Consider the following 20,090-nt stretch of genomic DNA (forward strand, 5'->3'; position numbering starts at 1 on the left):
GACCTCCCCCATATGCGCGAGGAGAATGATGGTGCACAGTAGAGGTGCAGCGATCCGCGTCGACGAATGAAGGAGGGACGATGAGCGGCGAGGCGACGGCCATCGACATGCCGGCGAACACCATCGAAGAGCCCCACGCCCCTTCCCGCGCCCTCACCCTTCCCGAGCGTCTTCTCACCTCCGGCTCCCTCATCGATTCCCCCCGCATTCCGTGCGCCGAATGGGACCCCGAGGTGCTGCGCGCGCTCGCGGGCGCCGACCGGGTCGGTGAGATCTCCCTGCGCCGCATTGAGATCTTCGATGACATCGACGACTTCGCCCTCGAGCACCCCGACGCGGTCCTCTCGCCGAATTCCTGGGGGCGCGCCCTCGGCCATCGTCTCCGTGACGCCGTGGAGCGGCGCTGCTGCCTGTGGCTGGCAACCGCTTCGCCCGAGTCCCTGCCGCGCCTCGAGCGCCTTTTCGGCCCGGGCATCCTTAAAGTCGCCGGCGCCTCCGCGCCCGACGGGCGCCTGCCGCTCGCATTGAATCCTTTGGAGCTCGTGCGCGCCTGGTCGCATGATCGTGCGCGCTCCGCCTTTCTGCGCCGGGTCCTTCACGACGCCGATTCCCTGCGCGCCCCGAGCGCGGTGATCGAGGCCCTCCGTCATGGTGCCGTGGCGATCCGGGAGCGTTCCCGCCTCGCTCGTCTCGCGATCAATCCCCGGGTGATCGCCTACCTCGTGGTCTTCGTGTACTCGTCCCTGCGGGCGCTCCCCGTTGCGCTCGTCCCCGGTTTCACGGGCAAGGTCTGGGTGCTCTGGTCGATCGACATCTTCACGGCGATCCCCTACACCTGGGGCGTCCTCACGATGATCGCGGGCCGGACGCTCCGGATGCGCCTCCTGGGGCTGACGGTCACGATCGTGACCTTCATGGCGCCGTACATCTATTTCTGGCTCCACGGCAAGGACTACCCTCCTGCGGTCATCGCCCTCGTGATCGCGATGATCCTGGGTTCGGTGGGTCTGGAGTTCGCCCGCTGGATGCGCGACCGCGTCGTCGCCCGCAGCCTCCGTCGCCCTTGATCCTCGCAGATCGCCGTCGGCCCTGATGCGCCGTCTTCATCACCGCTGATCCCGCATCGGATCCGCAATTCGGGATATCCCGGTCCCCCGGGCGATGTTCTCGCAGCGCACGGCGTCCTGACGCACGCGCGTCCCCGTCCTGAGAATCCCCGGCGAGAGACACCGATTCGGGCGGACGCCCGCTCTCAGCAGGGTTCCCGCTCCCACTACGCCCGCTCCCCCTGGACAGCTCCCGACGACACCCGATCCCACTGGACGCCCGATCCCGGCCTGCGCGAAGCCCTCCCTCCGGCACGCGCACGGCTACGCCCTCGGCGATGATGCCGAGGGCGCACCGCGCACGCGGGACTCAGGCGGCGGTCAACGCCTCCTCGTCCGTCTTCGCCCGCCAAGTACGGGCGATCCCCGTCAAGAGGAACCAGGCGGCGGAAACCCAGAAAGCCGCGATCGCCCAGAGCGGACGGGCCGGCACGGCGACGAGCACCGCCACCGACGCGATCCACACGACGGATGCGATGATGTTCCACACTCGAAGCTTCTTCACGCGCATCGGATGGGTGAAGTACAGGGGCGCCAGAGTCAGGACCGCGAGACCGATCGTGATCACGATGTTGACGGCGGCCGGAGTCTGCATCACGTACATCGTCACCGCAACGACGTTCCACGCCGCAGGGAAGCCGACGAAATAGGAGTCGGCGGATTTCTCGCCCTCATTCGCGTAGCAGAACACCGAGGACACGGTCGCCACGATCATCGCGATCAGGCCGATGGCCTTGGAGCCAAAGGGCAGGTAGAGGTACATGAAGAGCGCGGGCAGGAAGGTCCAGGTGAGGTAGTCCACGACATTGTCGAGGACGGATCCGTCGAACCAGGGGATGACCTGTTTGACGCAGGTCTTGCGCGCGAGCGTCCCGTCGAGGCCGTCGACGATGAGGGCGACTCCGAGCCAGAGCCACATCATCTGGACGCGCCCTTCGATGAGGGCGACGGCCGCGAGACTCGCCCAGACGAGACCGGACATCGTGAATGCGTGGACCGCCCAGGCGGCGATCACTCGCGAAAGGCGAGGCGCCGGCGCCGCGTCCTCGGAGCGGATCTCGGATTGCGCGGGGCTGCCGGGGGTGTGCATTTCGGGGAGGGTGGGGGGATTCACTGTGTCGTCCTGTTTCGAGGGATCGGTCGCTTTTCAGTATCGGCCTTGAAGTTGTAAAGCCACAGTATTTGCGAGCATTTCCAGCAGGAATCAGGGTGGTCCCTGAGGGGCTCGCACGCACGTCCCTTACCCAGGCCGCTCCGGCCGGCTGCGGCATCGCCGAGGGCGGGGCCCTTTCTCATGGAACAGCGGATCTTTCGCGAAAGCGTGAACACGAAGGGCCCTGAGATCTGTCCCTCGTCGAGAGGGCGCGGCGCAGGGCCCTGGATCGTCTCGGCGGGAAGGGGGGATGCCCCGAACAGCAAGCGCCAACCCCACAGCCAAGGGGCCAACCCCGCACCCTATTCCTTGGATGCGGACTTAACCCCCAGAAACACCCCGCCAACCCCACAGCCAAGGGGCCAACCCCGCACCCTATTCCTTGGATGCGGACTTAACCCCCAGAAACACCCCGCCAACCCCACAATCAAGGGGCCAACCCCGCACCCTATTCCTTGGATGCGGGGTTGTGTTCGCCGACGAGCACCACGCGGCCCCGCCATCCGGGAGAGCGCTCGAACACGGGAGAAACCCCGCACACGGAACAGACCCCGCACACAGGTGGTGCCCGCATGGTCGTCCATGCGGGCACCACCCGGCTTCAGAACCTCTCGCGCAGCGCCGCCTCCGACCTCTCCCGCAGCGCTTCGACGTCCTCGATCCAGCCGCCGACCCCGTCGGCGAGCAGGTCCGATCCGAGAACCGCGAGCATGTCCCCGCCCGTCGTGCCCAGACGCGCGACCGGCACGCCCTCGGCCTCGGCGGCGGCATGGACGGCCGCGAGCGCGCCTTCGGGAACCGCGATGATCGCGCGCGCCTGGGACTCGGAGAAGAGCATCTCGAAGTCGGACAGGCCGTTGAAGCCCTGCGCTTCGGTGAGGTCGAAGGTTCCGCCGATGCCGAAGCGCAGCGCCATGTCGGCGAGGGCCTGCGCGAGGCCGCCGTTGGACAGGTCGTGGGCAGCGCGCACGAGCGGGCGCCCGTCCGGGCCGTCGGCTGCCGACAGGGCACGGATGACGTTGCCGAGCGCCACTTCCGCGGACAGGTCCACCTGCGGCGGCAGGCCGCCGAGGTGGCCGTGGCGGATGCGCGCCCAGGCGGAGCCGTCGAGCTCGGAGCGCGTCTCGCCGAGGAGGAGGACCGCGAGGCCCTCCTCGGTGAAGCCCGAGGGGTTCGCACGACGGACGTCCTCCATGATGCCGAGCATGCCGACGACGGGCGTCGGGTTGATCGACGAGCTCGGGAGGTTCTTCTCGGTGCCCGAGGAGTTGTAGAGGGACACGTTGCCGCCGGTCACCGGCACGCCGAGCTCGATGCAGCCGTCGGCCAGGGCCGTCATCGCGGTGACGAGCTGCCACATCGCGTCCGTGTCCTCGGGGTTGCCGAAGTTCAGGCAGTCGGTGATCGCGACCGGCTCGGCGCCGACGACGGCGACGTTGCGGTAGGCCTCGGCGAGCGCCTGCTTGGCGCCGACGGCCGGGTCGAGCTTCGTGTACCAGCCGTTCGCGTCCGTCGCGAGGGCGACGCCGAGACCGGACTCCTCGTCGACGCGGACGACGCCGGCGTCGTCGGGCTGGGCGAGGGCCGTGTTGCCCTGGACGTAGCGGTCGTACTGGTCGGTGACCCACGCCTTCGACGCCTGGTTGACGTCGGCGAGGACCGTGCGGATGTCGGACACGAGGTCCGCACCGCTCGCCGGGCGCTCGAGGCGATCCGAGGAGTCCGCCTGGAGCTCGTCCTGCCAGGCGGGGCGCGCGTAGGGGCGGTCGTAGACGGGGCCCTCGTGGGCGACGGTCTTCGGGTCGACGTCGACGATCCGGTGGCCGAAGTGGTCGATGGTGAGGCGCCCGTCGCCGGTGAGTTCGCCGATGATCGCGGCCTCGACGTCCCACTTGTCGATGATCTCGAAGAAGCGCTCCCGGTCGGCGGGGGTGACGATCGCCATCATGCGCTCCTGCGACTCCGACATGAGGATCTCGCCGGCGGTGAGGGTCGGGTCGCGCAGGAGGACCTTCTCGAGGTCGACGTGCATGCCCGAGTCGCCGTTGGAGGCGAGCTCGCTGGTCGCGCAGGAGATGCCCGCGGCGCCGAGGTCCTGGATGCCCTGGACGACCTTCGCGGCGAAGAGGTCGAGGCAGCATTCGATGAGGACCTTCTCCATGAAGGGGTCGCCGACCTGGACGGAGGGGCGCTTGGCGGGCATGCCGTCCTCGAAGGTCTCCGAGGCGAGGATCGAGGCGCCGCCGATGCCGTCGCCGCCCGTTCGCGCGCCGAAGAGGACGACGAGGTTGCCCTCGCCCTCGGCGTTGGCCAGGTGGATGTCGTCGTGGCGCAGCGTGCCCAGGCACAGGGCGTTGACCAGCGGGTTGCCCTGGTAGGAGGGGTCGAATTCGGTCTCCCCGCCGATGTTGGGCAGGCCGAGGCAGTTGCCGTAGCCGCCGACGCCGGAGACGACGCCGTGGACGACGCGCGCCGTGTCGGGGTGGTCGACCGCGCCGAAGCGGAGCTGGTCCATGACGGCGACGGGGCGGGCGCCCATCGAGATGATGTCGCGGACGATGCCGCCGACACCGGTCGCGGCGCCCTGGTAGGGCTCGACGAAGCTCGGGTGGTTGTGGGATTCGACCTTGAAGGTGACGGCCCAGCCCTTCCCGATGTCGACGACGCCGGCGTTCTGGCCCATGCCGACGAGGAGGCGCTCCTTCATCTTCTCGGTCGTGCGGGCGCCGAACTGCTCGGCGAGGTGCTTCTTCGAGGACTTGTACGAGCAGTGCTCGGACCACATCACCGAGTACATAGCGAGCTCGGCGTTCGTGGGGCGGCGGCCGAGGATCTCGACGATCCTGTCGTACTCGTCGGCCTTGAGCCCGAGCTCGCGCCAGGGCATCTCCTTGTCGGGGGTCGCTGCGGCGTCCTCGACGGTGTCGGGGAGTTCGCGGGGGGAGGTGGGGGCCTCGGCGGTCATTGGCGTTCCATTCCTTCGCTTCGGACCGGGGACGCCGGTCCGTACAACACGTCTTCGGGTAGGGCCCTCGCGGCCGGATCGCGGGTGTTCACGTCGTTCAGCGGACGAGGGCGGGGCGGCGCTCAGCCGACGAGGCTCGCCAGGACGGACTGGAAGATCTTCAGGCCTTCCGTTCCCCCGTGAGCGGCGCATTCGCCCTCGGCGCCTTTCCCGAGGGGGCCGAAGCCGGCTTCGGTCGCGTGCTCGGGGTGGGGCATGAGGCCGACGACGTTGCCCGCGTCGTTCGCGACGCCGGCGATGTCGTTCGCCGAACCGTTGGGGTTGACGTCGATGTAGCGGAAGATGACGCGGCCCTCGCCCTCGAGGCGTTCGAGTTCGGCGGGGGAGGCTTGGAAGTTCCCTTCGCCGTTCTTGAGGGGCACCGTAAGGAGTTCGCCGGGCTCGAAGGAGCGCGTCCAGGCGGTCGCGGTGTTCTCGACGCGGAGGATCTGGTCGCGGCAGAAGAACTTCTGGTGGTCGTTGCGGATGAGCGCGCCGGGCAGGAGGTGCGCTTCGCAGAGGATTTGGAAGCCGTTGCAGATGCCGAGGACGGGCATGCCTTTCCCGGCTGCGGTGATGATCTCGCCCATGACGGGGGCGGTCGCGGCGATCGCCCCGCAGCGCAGGTAGTCGCCGTAGGAGAAGCCTCCGGGGATGACGACCGCGTCGACGCCGTGCAGGTCGGCGTCCTTGTGCCACAGGGCGACGGGTTCGGCGCCTGCGAGGCGCACCGCGCGGGCGGCGTCCCTGTCGTCGAGGGTGCCGGGGAAGGTGACGACTCCGACGCGCGTCACTTCGCGGCTCCTTCTTCGGGGAGGGCTTCGACGCGGACGACGTCTTCGATGATCGGGTTCGAGAGGACCTCTTCGGCGGCCCGACGGGCGTCGGCGAGGAGTTCTTCGGTGACGGGCCCGTCCACGCTGAGGTGGAAGCATTTGCCCTGCCGGACCGCGGTGAAGCTCGTGATCCCGAGCCTGGGCAGCGCCGAACCGACGGCCTTGCCCTGGGGGTCCAGGATCTCCGGCTTCGGCATCACTTCCACGATGATTCGCCCCACGGCGTTCCTCCTTCGTCGAGCGGGCCTTTCGGGTCCCGCCTGTGGTGGTGCTTCACAGTTTGGGTTCCTCGCCGGTGAGGCGAGTGAAGGCTTCGACGTAGCGGGCACCGGTAGCGGCGGCGACCTCGTCCGGCAGGGCGGGCGGTTGGGCGCCCGAAGCACGATCCCATCCGGATTCGGCCGAGGTGAGCCAGTCGCGAAGGTACTGCTTGTCGAAGCTGGGGGCGGGTCGGCCCTCGATCCATTCATCGGCGGGCCAGAAGCGTGAGGAGTCCGGGGTGAGGATCTCATCGCCGAGGACGAGGGCGCCGGTGGCCGGATCGAGGCCGAATTCGAATTTCGTGTCGGCGATGATGACGCCCCGGGCTGCGGCGATGTCCCGGGCCCGCTCGTAGAGGGCGATCGAGGTGTCGCGCAGGCGCGCGGCGAGTTCGGCGCCGACCATGTCGGCCGCGCGTTCGAAGGTGATGTTCTCGTCGTGCTCGCCGAGTTCGGCCTTGGCGGCCGGAGTGAAGATCGGCGTGTCGAGGCGCGAGGCTTCGACGAGGCCTTCGGGCAGGCCGATCCCGCAGACCGTGCCGGATTCTTCGTATTCGACGAGCCCGGAGCCCGTGAGGTAGCCGCGGACGACGCATTCGATGGGGATCATGCGCAGCGCTTTCGCGACGACGGCGCGGCCTTCGAGCTCCTCCGGCACGGAATGGGGGTCGAGGGGATCGTGCGCGGTGGCGAGGAGGTGGTTCTCGACGACGTCCTCGAGCCTCCCCATCCACCAGACGGCGAGCTGGTTGAGGATCTTGCCCTTGCCGGGGATCGGTGTCTCGAGGATGTAGTCGAAGGCGCTGATCCGGTCGGAGGTGACCAGGAGCAGCCGGTCCGGCGAGTCCTGGTCGGCGGGCGCGTAGATGTCGCGCACCTTCCCGGAGGACACTCTCACCCATCCGCGCAATTCGTCGTCGGCCATCGTGATCCTCCAGTCGCTCTCTTCAGTTCAGTTCTTCGCGTCGAGTCCGGCGGGCCAGGTCGCGATGTCGGAGCGGTGATGCTCCCCCGCGAAGGAGATGAGGGCCACGCCCTCGTAGGCCCTGGCGCGGGCCGCCTCGATGTCAGGTCCGCGCCCCACGACGTCGAGGACGCGGCCGCCCGTGTTGACGAGGACCTCGGTCGGCTCGAATCCGCAGCAGCCCGCCGCCGCGTCGGCCGGGTCATCGGTGATGCGCATGCCGGTGCCGGCGTGGATGACGTGGACGCCGTCGAGGGCCTCCGCCTCCTCGATGCCGGTGATCTCGTGCCCGGTGTCGGTCGGGCCGGGGTACCCGCCCGAGGCCATGACGACGGTGACCGCCGCTTCCTTCGACCATCGGGGGGCGGGAGTGCGGTCGAGGGCGCCCGTCGCCGCTGCGAAGAGCAGCTCGGCGAGCGGGGAGTCGAGGCGTTCGAGGACGGCCTGGGTCTCGGGGTCTCCGAAGCGGACGTTGAACTCGACGACTCGGATGCCCTTCGAGGTCATGGCGAGCCCGCAGTACAGGAGGCCGACGAAGGGGGTGCCGCGGCGGGCCATCTCATCGACGGTCGGTTTCGCGACCGTGGCGACGACCTCGTCGGCGACGCCGTCGGGGAGCCAGGGCAGCGGCGAGTAGGCGCCCATTCCGCCCGTGTTCGGCCCTTCGTTGCCGTCGTGGGCGCGCTTGAAGTCCTGCGCGGGCACGAGGGGGATGACGGTGACGCCGTCGGATACGCAGAAGAGGGAGACTTCGGGGCCGTCGAGGTAGTCCTCGATGACGACCGCGCCGTCTTCGCGGGCGAGGCAGGCCTCGGCGTGGGCGCGCGCGGCCTCGCGGTCCTCGGTGACGACGACGCCCTTGCCCGCGGCGAGCGCATCGTCCTTGACGACGTGGGGGGCGCCGAGCTCGTCGAGGGCGGCGTCGACCTGGTCCATGGTGCGGCAGGTGAAGGCGCGGGCCGTTGCGACGCCCGCGGCCTCCATGACCTCCTTGGCGAAGGATTTGGAGGCTTCGAGGCGCGCCGCGGCCTTCGTCGGGCCGAAGCAGGGGATGCCCGCGGCGATCACGGCGTCGGCGACGCCTGCGACGAGGGGCGCCTCAGGGCCGACGACGACGAGGTCGACCTCGTGGGATCGGGCCCTGGTGACGACCGCGGCGGGGTCGAGGGGGTCCGTGACGTAGGAATCGCCGAGGTCTTCGATTCCGGGGTTGCCCGCCTGAACGATGAGTTCGACCGGATCGGCCGGGTCGGCGGTGCGGATGAGTGCCCGGGCGAGCGCGTGCTCGCGCCCGCCATTCCCAACGAGGAGAACCTTCACGGCCCTCAGCCTAGCGATAAATGCGCGGCGGACGAAAGCGCGTCCGAATCCGGTGGAGGCGGGCCGGGTCGGGAATCCGTCCGAGCGGACCGGCCCGTCCGGTGGACGATGCGCGTCTTCTTCCGCACCGGTGCCTCGTGTTTCCAGGACTGCGGTCTCAGATCCCCTAGGGCCTCCGAGGAACGGGGGCTGCTGCTGCACTCGACGAGGAATCGACGAAGGCCCGCTCGTCAGTCTCCACGCAGATCCACGCTCGAGGAGACGCAGGAGGCGAAACCCTTGCGGCGCGCGTACCGGACGACCTCGGCGGTGACGTCCGTGTCCTCCGAGTATTCGATGAGCAGCACGGCGGCGCCTTCGCGGCGGGCCCGCTCAAGGCGCGTCTCGGCGATGCGAGTCTGCGAAGGGTCCTGCCTCTCGAAACGTTCGGCTTCGTAGTCGACGATCCGGGTGAGAAGTTCCTCCTGAGCGAGGGCGTCGATCTCACCGCCCAGACCTTAGGACTGCATGCGCTCGACGAAAGCGGCACCACCATTGATCATGACGGGCCTGCCGCTTGCGCGCATGGCGCGGATCATCGCGAGGAGCGCCCGATAGACGGCATCGTCTGATCGCTGCGCATAGACGTCCGCGTTATCGACGAAGAAGCCATCGGCACCGAGGGCGATGAGTCTGGGGGCCAGCTCCGTGGTGATGAATCGCTGCCAGGAGGCGTCGGTGACGTCGATCCACCGCTCATCGGGCCAGTTCTCATAGGGGGCGAAGGTGAGGTTCTGGAAGCGCTGCGCATAAGGCCGGTAGGACTCGAGGGAGTCCTAGAGAGACATAGCCGTAGATCGTGCCGACTCCGACGGCGCGCAGCGCTGCGACCTGGTCCGCGCGGAAGGATTGAAGATCCAGGATGAGGACGTCGTCGTCAGCGTAATCCCGTGGATCGAAGGAAGGGTCGTGAGGGTCGATGCCAAGAACGACGCCGACACGGTGACCGGCGGAGAAGGCGTTCTTCGCAGATGCGGCGGCCGCCGAGGACCCCGCGGATTCGGGCGTAGCGCGGCCCTCCGATTCGGAGCGATCGGCCGTCTGTCCGTCCGAGCCGGAGGCGCGATCGTCAGCGACGCATCCGGCGAGGAGAGTGAAGCAGAGGAGGAGGGCGAGAAGGGGCGATGTGAAAGCGCGGCGCCTGAACTCCCAGGTTTGGGCGGGCGCACGGCGAAACCATCGGCCGCTCGAGCCGCTTCTCGTGTTCATACGGTCACGTTAGTGCATCGGAGAACGGCGACGAACGGCCGGAGGCCGGCCCCGTACGGGGCCGGCCTCCGGGAGTCAGGCTTCAGCGAAGAAGACTCAGGCGCGCGCAGCCGCGATGCGATCGCGGAACTTGCCGAGCTGCTCGGTGATGGCGGTCGGGAGCTTGTCGCCGAACTGGGCGAAGTACTCCTCAGTGCCGTCCATCTCGGCCGACCAGGCATCCAGGTCGATCTCGAAGAGCTTGGCCCACACGGTCTCGTCGATGTCGAGGCCCTCGAGGTTGAAGTCCTCGAACTTCGGGTAACGACCGGTCACGCCGTCAACGGCCTCGACCTCGCCCGCCGCACGGCGGACGATCCAATCGAGGACGCGCGAGTTGTCGCCGTAGCCCGGCCACATGAACTTGCCGTTCTCATCCTTGCGGAACCAGTTGACCTGGTAGACCTTCGGGAACTTGTCGCCCAGCTCGGCCTGCATGTCGAGCCAGTGGCCCCAGTAGTCGGCCATGTGGTAACCGCAGAAGGGCAGCATGGCGAAGGGGTCGTGACGCAGCGAACCGGCCTTGACGTCGGTCGCCGCAGCGGTGACCTCGGAGGCGACCGAAGCGCCGATGAACACGCCGTGAGCGGCCTCGTACTGCTCGGCGACGAGCGGCACGTTCGTGGCGCGGCGACCGCCGAAGAGGATCGCGTCGACCGCGACGCCCTGCGGAGCCTCCCAGTCCTCGCAGATGATCGGGCACTGCGAAGCCGGAACGGTGAAGCGGCTGTTCGGGTGGGCAGCCTTCTCGCCGGACTCGGGGGTCCAGTCATTGCCGTGCCAGTCGATGAGGTGAGCCGGGGTCTCACCGTCGATGCCCTCCCACCAGACGTCGCCGTCATCGGTGAGCGCGACATTGGTGAAGATGGAGTTGGCGCGCATGGTGTCCATGGCCATCGGGTTCGTGTCGTACGAGGTGCCCGGGGCGACGCCGAAGAAGCCGGCCTCCGGGTTGATCGCGTACAGGCGGCCGTCCGGGCCCGGACGCATCCACGCGATGTCGTCGCCGACGGTCTCGACCTTGTAGCCGGGGATCGTGGGCTGGAGCATAGCGAGGTTCGTCTTGCCGCAGGCCGAGGGGAAGGCAGCGGTCACGTGGAACTGCTGGCCGGTCTCCTCGCGGGTGAGGCGCAGGATGAGCATGTGCTCGGCCATCCAGCCGTCACGGCGGGCCATCGTCGAGGCGATGCGCAGGGCGAAGCACTTCTTGCCGAGGAGGGCGTTGCCGCCGTAACCCGAACCGAAGGACCAGATCTCATTGGTCTCCGGGAAGTGGGTGATGTACTTCTCCTCGTTGCAGGGCCAGGTGGTGTCGGCCTGCCCCTCGGCGAGCGGAGCGCCGACGGAGTGAACGGCGGGAACCCACGGCTTGCCCTCGGCGATGAGGTCCATCGCGGCCTTGCCCATGCGGGTCATGATGCGCATGTTGCACACGACGTAGGGGGAATCGGTGATCTCAATGCCAAGCTGCGAGATCGGACCGCCGAGCGGGCCCATGGAGAAGGGGATGACGTACATCGTGCGACCGGCCATCGTGCCGGTGAACTTCTCCTTGAGGATGGCCTTCATCTCGGCCGGATCGGCCCAGTGGTTCGTCGGGCCGGCATCCTCTTCCTTCTCCGAGCAGATGAAGGTACGGGACTCGACGCGCGCGACATCCGAGGGGAGGGAGCGGGCGAGGAAGGAGTTCGGGCGCTTCTCCTCGTCGAGCTTGGTGAACATACCGGTCTCAACCATGAGGGAGGTGAGGCGATCCCACTCTTCCTGCGAACCATCGGAGAACTCGATGGCGTCAGGCGTCGTCAGCGCTGCGATCTCGGCGACCCACTTGAGGACGTCTTCGGGAGCGTTGGACGGAGCGGCTGCGCGCACATCCTGTTCAGTCACGGACATTTTGCCTCCTGAGGCACTCGGTATTCCGGAGCGCGGTCACGCCCCTGATCTACGTGTTCCATCATCCCCGATCGTGAGACAGATCGCGCGGGCGAATGGTCCCGTTGACGAATGTGCAACGGTTCACAGATGGCCTGCCCGCGGCGTTGCGGCCCCCGGCCCAGCACGCGCGGGCCGCGAGTTGCCCTAGTCTGTAACCGCGCAGACATGCGTTCTTCACTCTTCAGGAGGAATATCGTGGGATTCCGCAAGGCCGCTGACGGCCCGTCCTTCTTCGACCTCTTCTCCCAGCAGGCTGCGAACCTCGTGTCCGCAACCGCGCTCCTCGCATCAGTCCTCGGCGCCTCCGCGCAGGAACGGATCGCGATCCGCGACCAGCTCCACGAGGTCGAGCACTCCGGCGACGAGATCAACCACCGGATCGCGCGCCTGGTGAACCAGACCTTCATCACCCCCTTCGATCGCGAGGACCTCGGACTCCTCGGCTCGAATCTCGACGACTGCCTCGATCTCATCGACGAGGCCTGCGACCTGTTCGTCATGTACGGAATCGACGAGCTGCCCGAGCAGGTCTCCTCCCTCCTCGCCGAGCAGATCGACATCCTCGCCCGCTGCGCGGACCAGACCGCCCAGTCGATCCCCGGCCTCAAGTCGCCGCTCGACCTGCGCGACTACTGGGTCGAGATCAACCGCCTCGAGAACGAAGGCGACCTCACCTACCGCCGCGCACTGACCGCCGTCTTCGATTCGGGACTCGACCCGATCATGGTCATCAAGCTCAAGGACCTCATCGAGGTCCTCGAGAAGGCGTCGGACGCATTCGAGGACCTCGCGAACGCGATCGAGACGATCGCGGTGAAGGAGTCCTGAGACCGTGGATCTCAACCTGATCCTCGTCACCCTCGTCATTGTCATCGCCCTCGGCTTCGACTACACGAACGGCTTCCACGACGCCGCGAACGCGATCGCGACCTCCGTGTCGACCCGCGCGCTCACCCCGAGGGTGGCGCTCCTCATGGCCGCGGTCATGAACATCATCGGCGCCCTCCTGGGCACCGAGGTGGCCAAGACGATCGGCAAGGGGATCATCGACATCTCCCACTACACCGCCTCGACCGACCTCACGATGCAGCGGGAGGGCCTGGTCATCGTCCTCTCCGCCCTCATCGGCGCCGTCGTGTGGAACCTCATCACCTGGTGGTTCGGCCTGCCCTCCTCCTCATCCCACGCCCTCATCGGCGGTCTCGTCGGCGCCGGCCTCGCTTCCTCCACGGCGGTGCAATGGAAGGGGATCCTCGATCACGTCATCATCCCGATGTTCGCCTCACCGGTCATCGGCTTCCTCATCGGCTACGTCCTCATGCGCATCCTCATGGTCGCCCTGAGGAACCTCCCGTACCACCGCACGATGCGCCGATTCAGGATCCTCCAGACGATCTCCGCCGCGGCGATGGCACTGGGCCACGGCCTCCAGGACGCGCAGAAGACGATGGGCGTCATCGTCATGGCGCTGGTCGCGGGCGGTTACGGCGAGCACCACAACATCTTCGACCCGGTGACCGGCGACATGACCGTTCCGCTGTGGGTCAAACTCGCGGCCGCCACGGCGATCTCGCTCGGCACCTATTCGGGCGGCTGGAGGATCATGCGGACCCTCGGTAGGAAGATCATCGACCTCGATCCGGCGCGCGGCTTCGTCGCCGAATCCGTGTCCGCAGTCGTCCTGTACCTGTCCGCCTTCGTCCTGCACGCGCCGATCTCGACGACGCACACGATCACCTCGGCGATCCTCGGCGTGGGCGCGACCAAGCGCTTCTCCGCCGTCCGCTGGGGCGTCGCGGGCAACATCGTCGGCGGCTGGTTCCTCACCCTGCCGGCAGCCGCGGGCGTCGCAGCGGTGATGTTCTACCTCGTCCACTGGCTCATCCAGCTGGTCTGATCCGGCCGGGGATGGATCGAATGCTCACGACACGGCCCGCACACCGGCCCGCACGGCCCGCACGTCGGCTCCCCCGTCGACGCGCCGGACGGGGCCTCGCCCTCGTCCTCGCCACGCCGCTCCTGGCCGCGTGCGCGAGCGCATCCGTCCTCGACCTCAAGGTCGGCGACTGCCTGCAACTGCCCACGGCCTCGCAGGCGACGACCATCACGAGCGCCGCATGCACCTCCTCCCACGAAGCGGAGGTCTCCGCCCTCGTCCCCACGGACCCGCAGGACGCGGACGCGGCATTCCCCGGGGAGCAGGCGCTGTCCGCGCAGGCCGAAACCGCCTGCGTCGACTCCTTCGAGGGATACGTCGGCACGCCCTACCTGAGCTCGAACCTGGACGTCACCTGGTTGACGCCGACGCAGAGCTCCTGGGCCGAGGGGGACCGCACGATCGTGTGCCTCGTCCACGCGATGGACGCGCAGACGCTCACATCCTCCGTGAAGGGCTCCGGCCTGTAGCGCGCCCGCCCGAATGAACGCCGAGGGGGCCGGACCCGAAAGGGATCCGGCCCCCTCCATTCACCCCGCCCGGGACACCGCTTCAGCCGAAGCGCCCGGAGATGTAATCCTCCGTCGCCTTCACGGCCGGACGGGAGAAGATCTTCTCGGTATCGTCGAACTCGATCAGCGTTCCGGGCCTGCCCGCGGCCTCGAGATTGAAGAAGCCGGTCTTCTGGGAGACCCGCGCGGCCTGCTGCATGTTGTGGGTGACGATGACGATCGTGTACTCGTCCTTGAGCTCGGTCATGAGGTCCTCGATCGCCAGAGTCGAAATCGGGTCGAGGGCCGAGCAGGGCTCATCCATGAGGAGCACCGCCGGGCGGACAGCGATCGCGCGGGCGATGCACAGGCGCTGCTGCTGGCCGCCCGACAGGGACGACCCCGGCTTGTCGAGGCGGTCCTTCACCTCGTTCCACAGGTTCGCCCCGCGCAGCGACTCCTCGACGAGCTCCTCCGCATCCGCCTTCTTGAGCTTTCGGGAATTGAGGGTGACGCCCGCGAGGACGTTCTCGGCGATCGACATCGTCGGGAAGGGGTTGGGGCGCTGGAACACCATTCCGACGTGGCGGCGCACCTGGACGGGGTCGACGCTCTTCGCGTAGATGTCCTGCCCGTCGATCAGGACCCGGCCCTCGACGCGGGCGCCCGGGATCGCCTCGTGCATGCGGTTGAGGGTCCGGAGGAAGGTCGACTTCCCGCAGCCCGAGGGGCCGATGAGCGCGGTGATGGCGCGCGCGGGGATCTGGACGGTGACGTCGTCGACGGCGAGGAAGTCGCCGTAGTAGATCTTCTCGTTCGTGATGTCGATGAGCTTCGTCATGGGGTGTCCTTGAGGTGGGTGAGGGGTCTGAGGGGCGTCTTCCATTCCGGGGATCGCCTCGAGCTCCCGTTCCGGTTCCGGGGCCGACTCGGGCGCTCCCGGACTCAACGACCGCCCCGCGGCGCGAAGGCCTTCGCGATGAGACGGGCGATGATGTTGAGGACCATCACGAGGAGGATGAGGACGAGGGCGGCGGCCCAGGCGCGCTCCCCGTTGATCGTCGACACGCAGTTCTCAACCCCCGCGCGGCAGGTCGCCGCGCCCTGGGAGTACTGGCGGTAGACGTAGACCGGGAGGGTCGTCATCCGCCCGTCGAGGGGATTCGCGTTCATTTTCTCGATGAAACCGACCGTGATGAGCAGGGGCGCGGTCTCGCCGATGACGCGGGCGATCGCGAGCATGATCGAGGTCGTGAGCCCCGCCGCCGAGGTGCGCAGGACGACCTTGACGATCGTCTTCCACTTCGGGACGCCGAGGGCGTAGGAGGCTTCACGCAGCTCATTGGGGACCAGGCGGAGCATCTCCTCGGAGGAGCGGACGACGGTCGGGATCATGAGCACCGAGAGGGCGACCGCGCCCACGATTCCCGCACGGTACCCCGGCCCGACGGAGGCCGTGAAAAGCGCCGCGGCGAAAAGGCCCGCGACGATCGAGGGGATGCCGGTCATGACGTCGACGAAGAAGGTCGTCGCCTTCGCGAGTCGTTTGCCCTGCCCGTATTCGACGAGGTAGATCGCGGTGAACACGCCGATCGGCGCGGAGATGAGGGTCGCGAGGAGGGTGACGAGGAGGGTTCCGACGATCGCGTGGGCGATCCCGCCCTTCACGAGCCCGCCGAAGACCCCGACCATGTCGCTCGTGAGGAACGCGGGGGTGAGGCGGAGACGGCCCCGGTCGATCACCGTCCAGATGAGGGACACCAGGGGGATCATCGCGAGGAGGAAGGCGAAGGACACGCCGATCCGGGCGGCCCGGTCCTTCCACACGCGGATCCGATCCCAGCCCGGATCGGCCGAGACGAAGAGCTCCCGGCCGCGAGTCGCGGGTGCGGGGAGGACGGCGCGCATGGTCATCAGTTGGCTCCTGAGAACTCGGCCCTGCGCGCGACGATCCACCGGGCGATCGAATTCACGACGAGGGTGATGGCGAAGAGGGCGAGGCCGGTCGCGATGAGCGCCGAGCGGTTGATGCCCGTCGCCTCGGGGAACTGCAGGGCGATGTTGGCCGCGATCGTCGAGTGCCTGCCGGCCTCGAGGATGCGGAAGGAGTAGGAGGAGCCGACCGACAGGACCATGACGACCGCCATGGTCTCGCCGAGGGCGCGGCCCAGGCCGAGCATCGAGGCGGAGACGATTCCGGAGCGCCCGAAGGGCAGGACGGCCATGCGGATCATCTCCCAGCGCGTGGCGCCCAGCGCCAGCGCGGCCTCCTCGTGGAGCGGCGGGGTCTTGAGGAAGACCTCGCGCGAGACTGAGGTGATGATCGGGAGGATCATGACCGCGAGGATGAGCGAAGCCGAGGCGATGACGCGCCCCGTCGGCGAAGCCTCGCCGGCGAAGAGCGGGAACCAGCCCATGCGGGCGTTGAGCCAGGTCCACACCGGTTTGAGCAGCGGGATGAGCCACATCGCGCCCCAGAGCCCGTAGACGACCGAGGGGATCGCCGCGAGCAGATCGACGAGGTAGCCGAGGACCTGGGCGAGCGCGCGGGGCGCGTAATGGCTGATGAACAGGGCGATTCCGACGGAGACGGGGACGGCGATGAGCATCGCCATCGCGGCCGCGAGGACGGTGCCGAAGATCTGCGGAAGCGTGAAGCTCAGGATCGACACGGGCTCGGGCGATCCCTGAACCTTGAAGGCCGCGGCGGTGTCCGAGATCGCGGGCCACGCCTCGAGGACGAGGAAGGCTGCGACCGCGGCGAGGGTCGCGAGGATGATGATCGCGGCGGCCGTCGACACGGAGCTGAAGACCAGGTTCCCGGCCTTGCCTGTACTTTTCATGAACGAGTTCCCTTGGGGGCGGAAGCGAGGGCGCTGCACGGTCCCGCCGGGCCCGATGCCCGGCGGGACCGGCCGGTCACTTGATGGCGTCGAGCGCGGCGCGGACCTTGGCGGTCATGCCGGCTGACAGGGGCGCCGAACCGGCGTTGTCAGCGGCCATCCGCTGGCCCTCTGCGGAGACCTGGTAGCCGACGAAGGCCTTGACGAGGGCCGCCTCGTTCGCGTCGGCGTAGGCCGAGCAGACGATCGAGTAGGAGATGAGGACGAGCGGGTAGGCGTTGTTCGTCTCGGGGACCCGGTTGACCTTGAGGGCGATGTCGTTCGCCTCGCGCCCCTCGACGGGGGACGCCGTGTCGGCGGCCGCCGCGGCGGTCTCATTCGAGAAGGAGACGAAGGTGGCGTCGGCGGCTCCGAGAGCGACGGTGCCCAATCCGCCGGCCTGGGAGGCGTCGGCGTAGCCGATCGTCCCCTCGCCCTCGGTGACGGCCTGGACGACGCCGGCGGTCTTGTCACCGGACTCCCCGCCCTCGATCGGCCATTCCTTCGCCGGATCGAAGGCCCACGCCTCGGGGGCCGCTTCATGCAGGTAATCGGTGAAGTTCTCCGTCGTGCCCGACTTGTCGGAGCGGTGCACGGGCGTGATGGCGAGATCGGGGAGCTCGACGCCCGGATTCGAGGCTGCGATCGCCGGGTCGTTCCACTTCGCGATCTCACCCGTGAAGATCTTCGCGATCGTGGCCGCATCGAGATTGAGCGCATCGACGCCCTCGAGATTGAAGATGACCGCGACCGGGGAGATGTACACGGGCAGGGCCCAGGCGGGCGAGCCGCAACGGGCCTTCGCCGCCTCGATCTCCTCGCCCTCGAGCGGCGCATCCGAACCCGCCCAGAGCACCTGGGCATCCGCAAACTGGGTGATGCCCGCCCCGGAGCCGACCGCGTCGTAGGAGACCGCGACATCGGGCTGCACGGCGGCGAATCCCGCCTTCCACGCCTCCATCGCCGCTTCCTGCGAGGAGGCGCCGGCACCCGCGAGATTGCCGCTCAGGGAGGCGCTTTCCCCCGCGGACGCCCCGGACGCCCCTGCGTCGGACTGCGTGTCGGAGGAGTTCGCGGAGCCGCATGCTGCGAGCGAGGCGACGAGGACGGCCGCGCCGGCGAAGGCGCCGAAGCGGGAGAAGCTGGTGGGGAGCGACATGAGCGTTCATTCCGTTCTGCCGCCCTTCGGGCGGCGCATCATCGGTGCCGGACGACCCCGGCGGAACCCGACGATAAAGACCGGAGTTGACGCGATTCCCCGTTGAGGGTGAACAGCGGGTGAACGAGCAGGTGAGAAGGATCACTCGCCGGCGGGTGCCGGCAGGATCAGTCGAGCCCCAGGACCGTCTTCGTGCGGGTCCCGTGCCTCTCAAGGGCGAGGAGGGTCGGCTGGGCCTTCGAACGCTCGACGTGGGCGACGAGCATGTCCGCCGTCGACAGCCACGGGCTCTCCGCGGGGAATGCGCGCAGAAGGCCCGAGGGCGCGACGGCCTTCAAGGGCTCCAGGAGCAGGGGGATCGTCGGCCGGTGGACGCTGATGACCGCACGGGGGCGCGCCCTCTCAAGGAGATCGGCCATGACGGCCTGCGCCGCCCTCGTGTCATCCTGCGCAGCCCACTCGCTCAGGGCGTCGCAGGAGCGCACCTCCACCCCGGCGATGCCCGCCCACGGCGCCACAGTGTCGATGCAGCGCGTCCAGGGGGACGAATAGGCCTCATCGACGCCCAGCGCGGACAGGAGCGGGACCAGGTCGATCGCTTGACGCGCGCCGAGTCGCGTGAGCGGCCGCGACTCCTCTCCCCCGCTCCACGCCTGACGCGACACCGCCTTCGCGTGACGGAGGAGGACGATCGAGGAGGTGACCAGTTTGCCTTCTTGGGCGCGCCCGACCAGCTCGGACAGGAGGCGGCGGTCTCCGCGCCTCGTCAGCAGGTCGTCAGCGCGCGAGGGCGACGCCCAGCGCGTCTGGTCGATTTCACTGGAAGGCGCCTGCTTCACAGGAGCGCGCGTCCTGGCCGCCGGATCCGGGTTCGATTCCGATGCGTCGACGAGCGTGCCCACCCAGTACCGGACTTCCTTCGTCTGCCCCGATCCCAAGCGGTACCGCTGGGTGGTGAGCGGGGCGCCCAGGGCGACGACCTTCCCGGTCTCCTCCTCGACTTCGCGCACGGCCGCGCTCAGGATGGGTTCGTTCGCCTCCGCTTTGCCCTTCGGCCATGACCAGTCACGATAGCGCGGACGGTGGACCATGAGGACTTCGATGTCCTTCGGGTCGATGCGCTCGCCGGGCATGACCTCGCGTTCACGATCGGTGAAACGCCAGACCAGGGCGCCGGCGGCACGGACCAGTCGCGAGGGGATCGGAGAGGGGCGGACAAGACGGGGCACTCCGTAAGCCTACCGGCCGCTCCCCGACCGTCGCACGCCTTAGAACCCGGAGCGCGCGGCGTGCGAGTCCCGGCTATCGTTGGCATCGTTTGGACCATCGAAGCGGAGGACCCCACGATGACCGATTCGAACACGTATTACGAGAGGATCCAGATCCTCGGCTCCGAGCTCGCCGACACGGTGAAGAAGCTCATCGCCGACGGTTCCGTCCGCAAGATTGTCCTCAGGGACGAGTACGGCCGCGAACTCGCGTCGATCCCGATGAATCTCGGCGCGGCGGTCGGCGCTGCAGCGGTGCTGTGGAATCCCTTCGCCGCCCTCGTCGCGGGCACTGCCGCCGCCATCGGCGCCCCGCTCGCGAAGCTCACGATCGAGATCGAGCGGACGGACATCGTCGAGGGCGAAGCAGTCGACACGACCGCCACCGACGGCCCCGGAAAGAACTGACCCCTCCTCCTCTCCTCCCCTCCCCCGTCGAGGTCATCACTTTTCTGCGTCGAGGTCATCACCTTGTTGCGTCGAGGTCAT

At 68.4% G+C, this 20,090-nt stretch carries 17 protein-coding genes and 1 pseudogene; 5 read left to right on the forward strand and 13 right to left on the reverse strand.

The window, feature by feature from the left end; all coding sequences use genetic code 11:
* Positions 1 to 80 precede the first annotated feature (80 nt).
* On the forward strand, positions 81 to 1,067 hold the full coding sequence (locus HD592_RS10885) for a hypothetical protein (RefSeq protein WP_246430023.1): 987 nt from the start codon (positions 81 to 83) through the stop codon (positions 1,065 to 1,067).
* A gap of 349 nt (positions 1,068 to 1,416) precedes the next feature.
* Here HD592_RS10885 and HD592_RS10890 read toward each other — a convergent pair whose 3' ends face one another.
* The 8 genes and pseudogenes from HD592_RS10890 to HD592_RS10925 all read right to left on the reverse strand — a co-directional run bounded on the left by HD592_RS10890 (position 1,417) and on the right by HD592_RS10925 (position 11,823).
* The gene (locus tag HD592_RS10890) at positions 1,417 to 2,196 is read right to left on the reverse strand and encodes a CDP-alcohol phosphatidyltransferase family protein (RefSeq protein ID WP_184454671.1); all 780 of its coding nucleotides are present in this window, start codon (positions 2,194 to 2,196) and stop codon (positions 1,417 to 1,419) included.
* A 664-nt stretch (positions 2,197 to 2,860) separates the two neighbouring features.
* Entirely contained in the window at positions 2,861 to 5,224 is a 2,364-nt protein-coding gene (purL, locus tag HD592_RS10895) for a phosphoribosylformylglycinamidine synthase subunit PurL (RefSeq protein ID WP_184454077.1), read from the reverse strand.
* A 122-nt stretch (positions 5,225 to 5,346) separates the two neighbouring features.
* Positions 5,347 to 6,057 (reverse strand): phosphoribosylformylglycinamidine synthase subunit PurQ, encoded by a 711-nt coding sequence (purQ, locus tag HD592_RS10900; protein WP_184454079.1) that lies wholly within the window; start codon positions 6,055 to 6,057, stop codon positions 5,347 to 5,349.
* Complete coding sequence (locus HD592_RS10905) at positions 6,054 to 6,320, reverse strand: phosphoribosylformylglycinamidine synthase subunit PurS (RefSeq protein WP_184454081.1); 267 nt, start codon at positions 6,318 to 6,320, stop codon at positions 6,054 to 6,056. Before HD592_RS10905 ends, purQ begins: the two co-directional genes overlap by 4 nt.
* Positions 6,321 to 6,372: 52 nt before the next feature.
* Positions 6,373 to 7,284, reverse strand: a complete 912-nt coding sequence (locus HD592_RS10910; RefSeq protein WP_184454083.1) for a phosphoribosylaminoimidazolesuccinocarboxamide synthase — start codon at positions 7,282 to 7,284, stop codon at positions 6,373 to 6,375.
* A gap of 27 nt (positions 7,285 to 7,311) precedes the next feature.
* The gene (gene purD / locus HD592_RS10915; RefSeq protein ID WP_184454085.1) at positions 7,312 to 8,643 is read right to left on the reverse strand and encodes a phosphoribosylamine--glycine ligase; all 1,332 of its coding nucleotides are present in this window, start codon (positions 8,641 to 8,643) and stop codon (positions 7,312 to 7,314) included.
* A gap of 497 nt (positions 8,644 to 9,140) precedes the next feature.
* Positions 9,141 to 9,440 (reverse strand): annotated as a pseudogene (locus tag HD592_RS12725) (endo alpha-1,4 polygalactosaminidase); the annotation flags it as partial.
* Between the two features lie 547 nt (positions 9,441 to 9,987).
* On the reverse strand, positions 9,988 to 11,823 hold the full coding sequence (locus HD592_RS10925) for a phosphoenolpyruvate carboxykinase (GTP) (protein WP_184454087.1): 1,836 nt from the start codon (positions 11,821 to 11,823) through the stop codon (positions 9,988 to 9,990).
* Positions 11,824 to 12,060: 237 nt separating this feature from the next.
* Between HD592_RS10925 and HD592_RS10930 the strand changes: the two genes are divergently transcribed.
* Genes HD592_RS10930 through HD592_RS10940 form a run of 3 tightly spaced genes read left to right on the forward strand, consistent with a single transcriptional unit; the run spans position 12,061 to position 14,271 of the window.
* Positions 12,061 to 12,693: a DUF47 domain-containing protein gene (locus HD592_RS10930; protein ID WP_235361877.1), complete on the forward strand. Its 633-nt coding sequence runs from the start codon at positions 12,061 to 12,063 to the stop codon at positions 12,691 to 12,693.
* Between the two features lie 4 nt (positions 12,694 to 12,697).
* Positions 12,698 to 13,762: an inorganic phosphate transporter gene (locus HD592_RS10935; protein WP_184454089.1), complete on the forward strand. Its 1,065-nt coding sequence runs from the start codon at positions 12,698 to 12,700 to the stop codon at positions 13,760 to 13,762.
* A gap of 20 nt (positions 13,763 to 13,782) precedes the next feature.
* Positions 13,783 to 14,271, forward strand: a complete 489-nt coding sequence (locus HD592_RS10940) for a septum formation family protein (protein ID WP_184454091.1) — start codon at positions 13,783 to 13,785, stop codon at positions 14,269 to 14,271.
* An 82-nt stretch (positions 14,272 to 14,353) separates the two neighbouring features.
* Here HD592_RS10940 and pstB read toward each other — a convergent pair whose 3' ends face one another.
* The 5 genes from pstB to HD592_RS10965 all read right to left on the reverse strand — a co-directional run bounded on the left by pstB (position 14,354) and on the right by HD592_RS10965 (position 19,562).
* Complete coding sequence (gene pstB / locus HD592_RS10945; protein WP_184454093.1) at positions 14,354 to 15,133, reverse strand: phosphate ABC transporter ATP-binding protein PstB; 780 nt, start codon at positions 15,131 to 15,133, stop codon at positions 14,354 to 14,356.
* 104 nt (positions 15,134 to 15,237) lie between these two features.
* A complete protein-coding gene (gene pstA, locus HD592_RS10950) occupies positions 15,238 to 16,206 on the reverse strand; it encodes a phosphate ABC transporter permease PstA (RefSeq protein ID WP_221437882.1) in 969 nt (322 codons plus the stop codon).
* Entirely contained in the window at positions 16,206 to 17,135 is a 930-nt protein-coding gene (pstC, locus tag HD592_RS10955; protein ID WP_184454095.1) for a phosphate ABC transporter permease subunit PstC, read from the reverse strand. Before pstC ends, pstA begins: the two co-directional genes overlap by 1 nt.
* 76 nt (positions 17,136 to 17,211) lie before the next feature.
* Positions 17,212 to 18,333, reverse strand: a complete 1,122-nt coding sequence (gene pstS / locus HD592_RS10960; protein WP_184454097.1) for a phosphate ABC transporter substrate-binding protein PstS — start codon at positions 18,331 to 18,333, stop codon at positions 17,212 to 17,214.
* A 167-nt stretch (positions 18,334 to 18,500) separates the two neighbouring features.
* Positions 18,501 to 19,562 carry an NUDIX hydrolase gene (locus HD592_RS10965; protein WP_343058805.1) on the reverse strand — a complete coding sequence of 354 codons (1,062 nt, stop codon included), beginning with the start codon at positions 19,560 to 19,562 and terminating at the stop codon, positions 18,501 to 18,503.
* A gap of 117 nt (positions 19,563 to 19,679) precedes the next feature.
* Here HD592_RS10965 and HD592_RS10970 point away from each other — a divergent pair, with 117 nt between their 5' ends.
* Positions 19,680 to 20,009: a DUF4342 domain-containing protein gene (locus HD592_RS10970; RefSeq protein WP_184454099.1), complete on the forward strand. Its 330-nt coding sequence runs from the start codon at positions 19,680 to 19,682 to the stop codon at positions 20,007 to 20,009.
* Positions 20,010 to 20,090 lie beyond the last annotated feature (81 nt).

Origin of the sequence: Schaalia hyovaginalis, from assembly GCF_014208035.1 — a bacterium.
In the GTDB taxonomy this organism is placed as follows: Bacteria; Actinomycetota; Actinomycetes; order Actinomycetales; family Actinomycetaceae; genus Pauljensenia; species Pauljensenia hyovaginalis.

Excerpts from the sequence above, each read along its gene's own strand:
- HD592_RS10885 (WP_246430023.1), top strand. The coding sequence starts at position 81 with ATGAGCGGCGAGGCGACGGCCATCGACATGCCGGCGAACACCATCGAA.
- HD592_RS10890 (WP_184454671.1), bottom strand. The coding sequence starts at position 2,196 with ATGCACACCCCCGGCAGCCCCGCGCAATCCGAGATCCGCTCCGAGGAC.
- purL (WP_184454077.1), bottom strand. The coding sequence starts at position 5,224 with ATGACCGCCGAGGCCCCCACCTCCCCCCGCGAACTCCCCGACACCGTC.
- HD592_RS10910 (WP_184454083.1), bottom strand. The coding sequence starts at position 7,284 with ATGGCCGACGACGAATTGCGCGGATGGGTGAGAGTGTCCTCCGGGAAG.
- HD592_RS10925 (WP_184454087.1), bottom strand. The coding sequence starts at position 11,823 with ATGTCCGTGACTGAACAGGATGTGCGCGCAGCCGCTCCGTCCAACGCT.
- HD592_RS10940 (WP_184454091.1), top strand. The coding sequence starts at position 13,783 with ATGCTCACGACACGGCCCGCACACCGGCCCGCACGGCCCGCACGTCGG.
- pstB (WP_184454093.1), bottom strand. The coding sequence starts at position 15,133 with ATGACGAAGCTCATCGACATCACGAACGAGAAGATCTACTACGGCGAC.
- pstA (WP_221437882.1), bottom strand. The coding sequence starts at position 16,206 with ATGACCATGCGCGCCGTCCTCCCCGCACCCGCGACTCGCGGCCGGGAG.
- pstC (WP_184454095.1), bottom strand. The coding sequence starts at position 17,135 with ATGAAAAGTACAGGCAAGGCCGGGAACCTGGTCTTCAGCTCCGTGTCG.
- pstS (WP_184454097.1), bottom strand. The coding sequence starts at position 18,333 with ATGTCGCTCCCCACCAGCTTCTCCCGCTTCGGCGCCTTCGCCGGCGCG.
- HD592_RS10970 (WP_184454099.1), top strand. The coding sequence starts at position 19,680 with ATGACCGATTCGAACACGTATTACGAGAGGATCCAGATCCTCGGCTCC.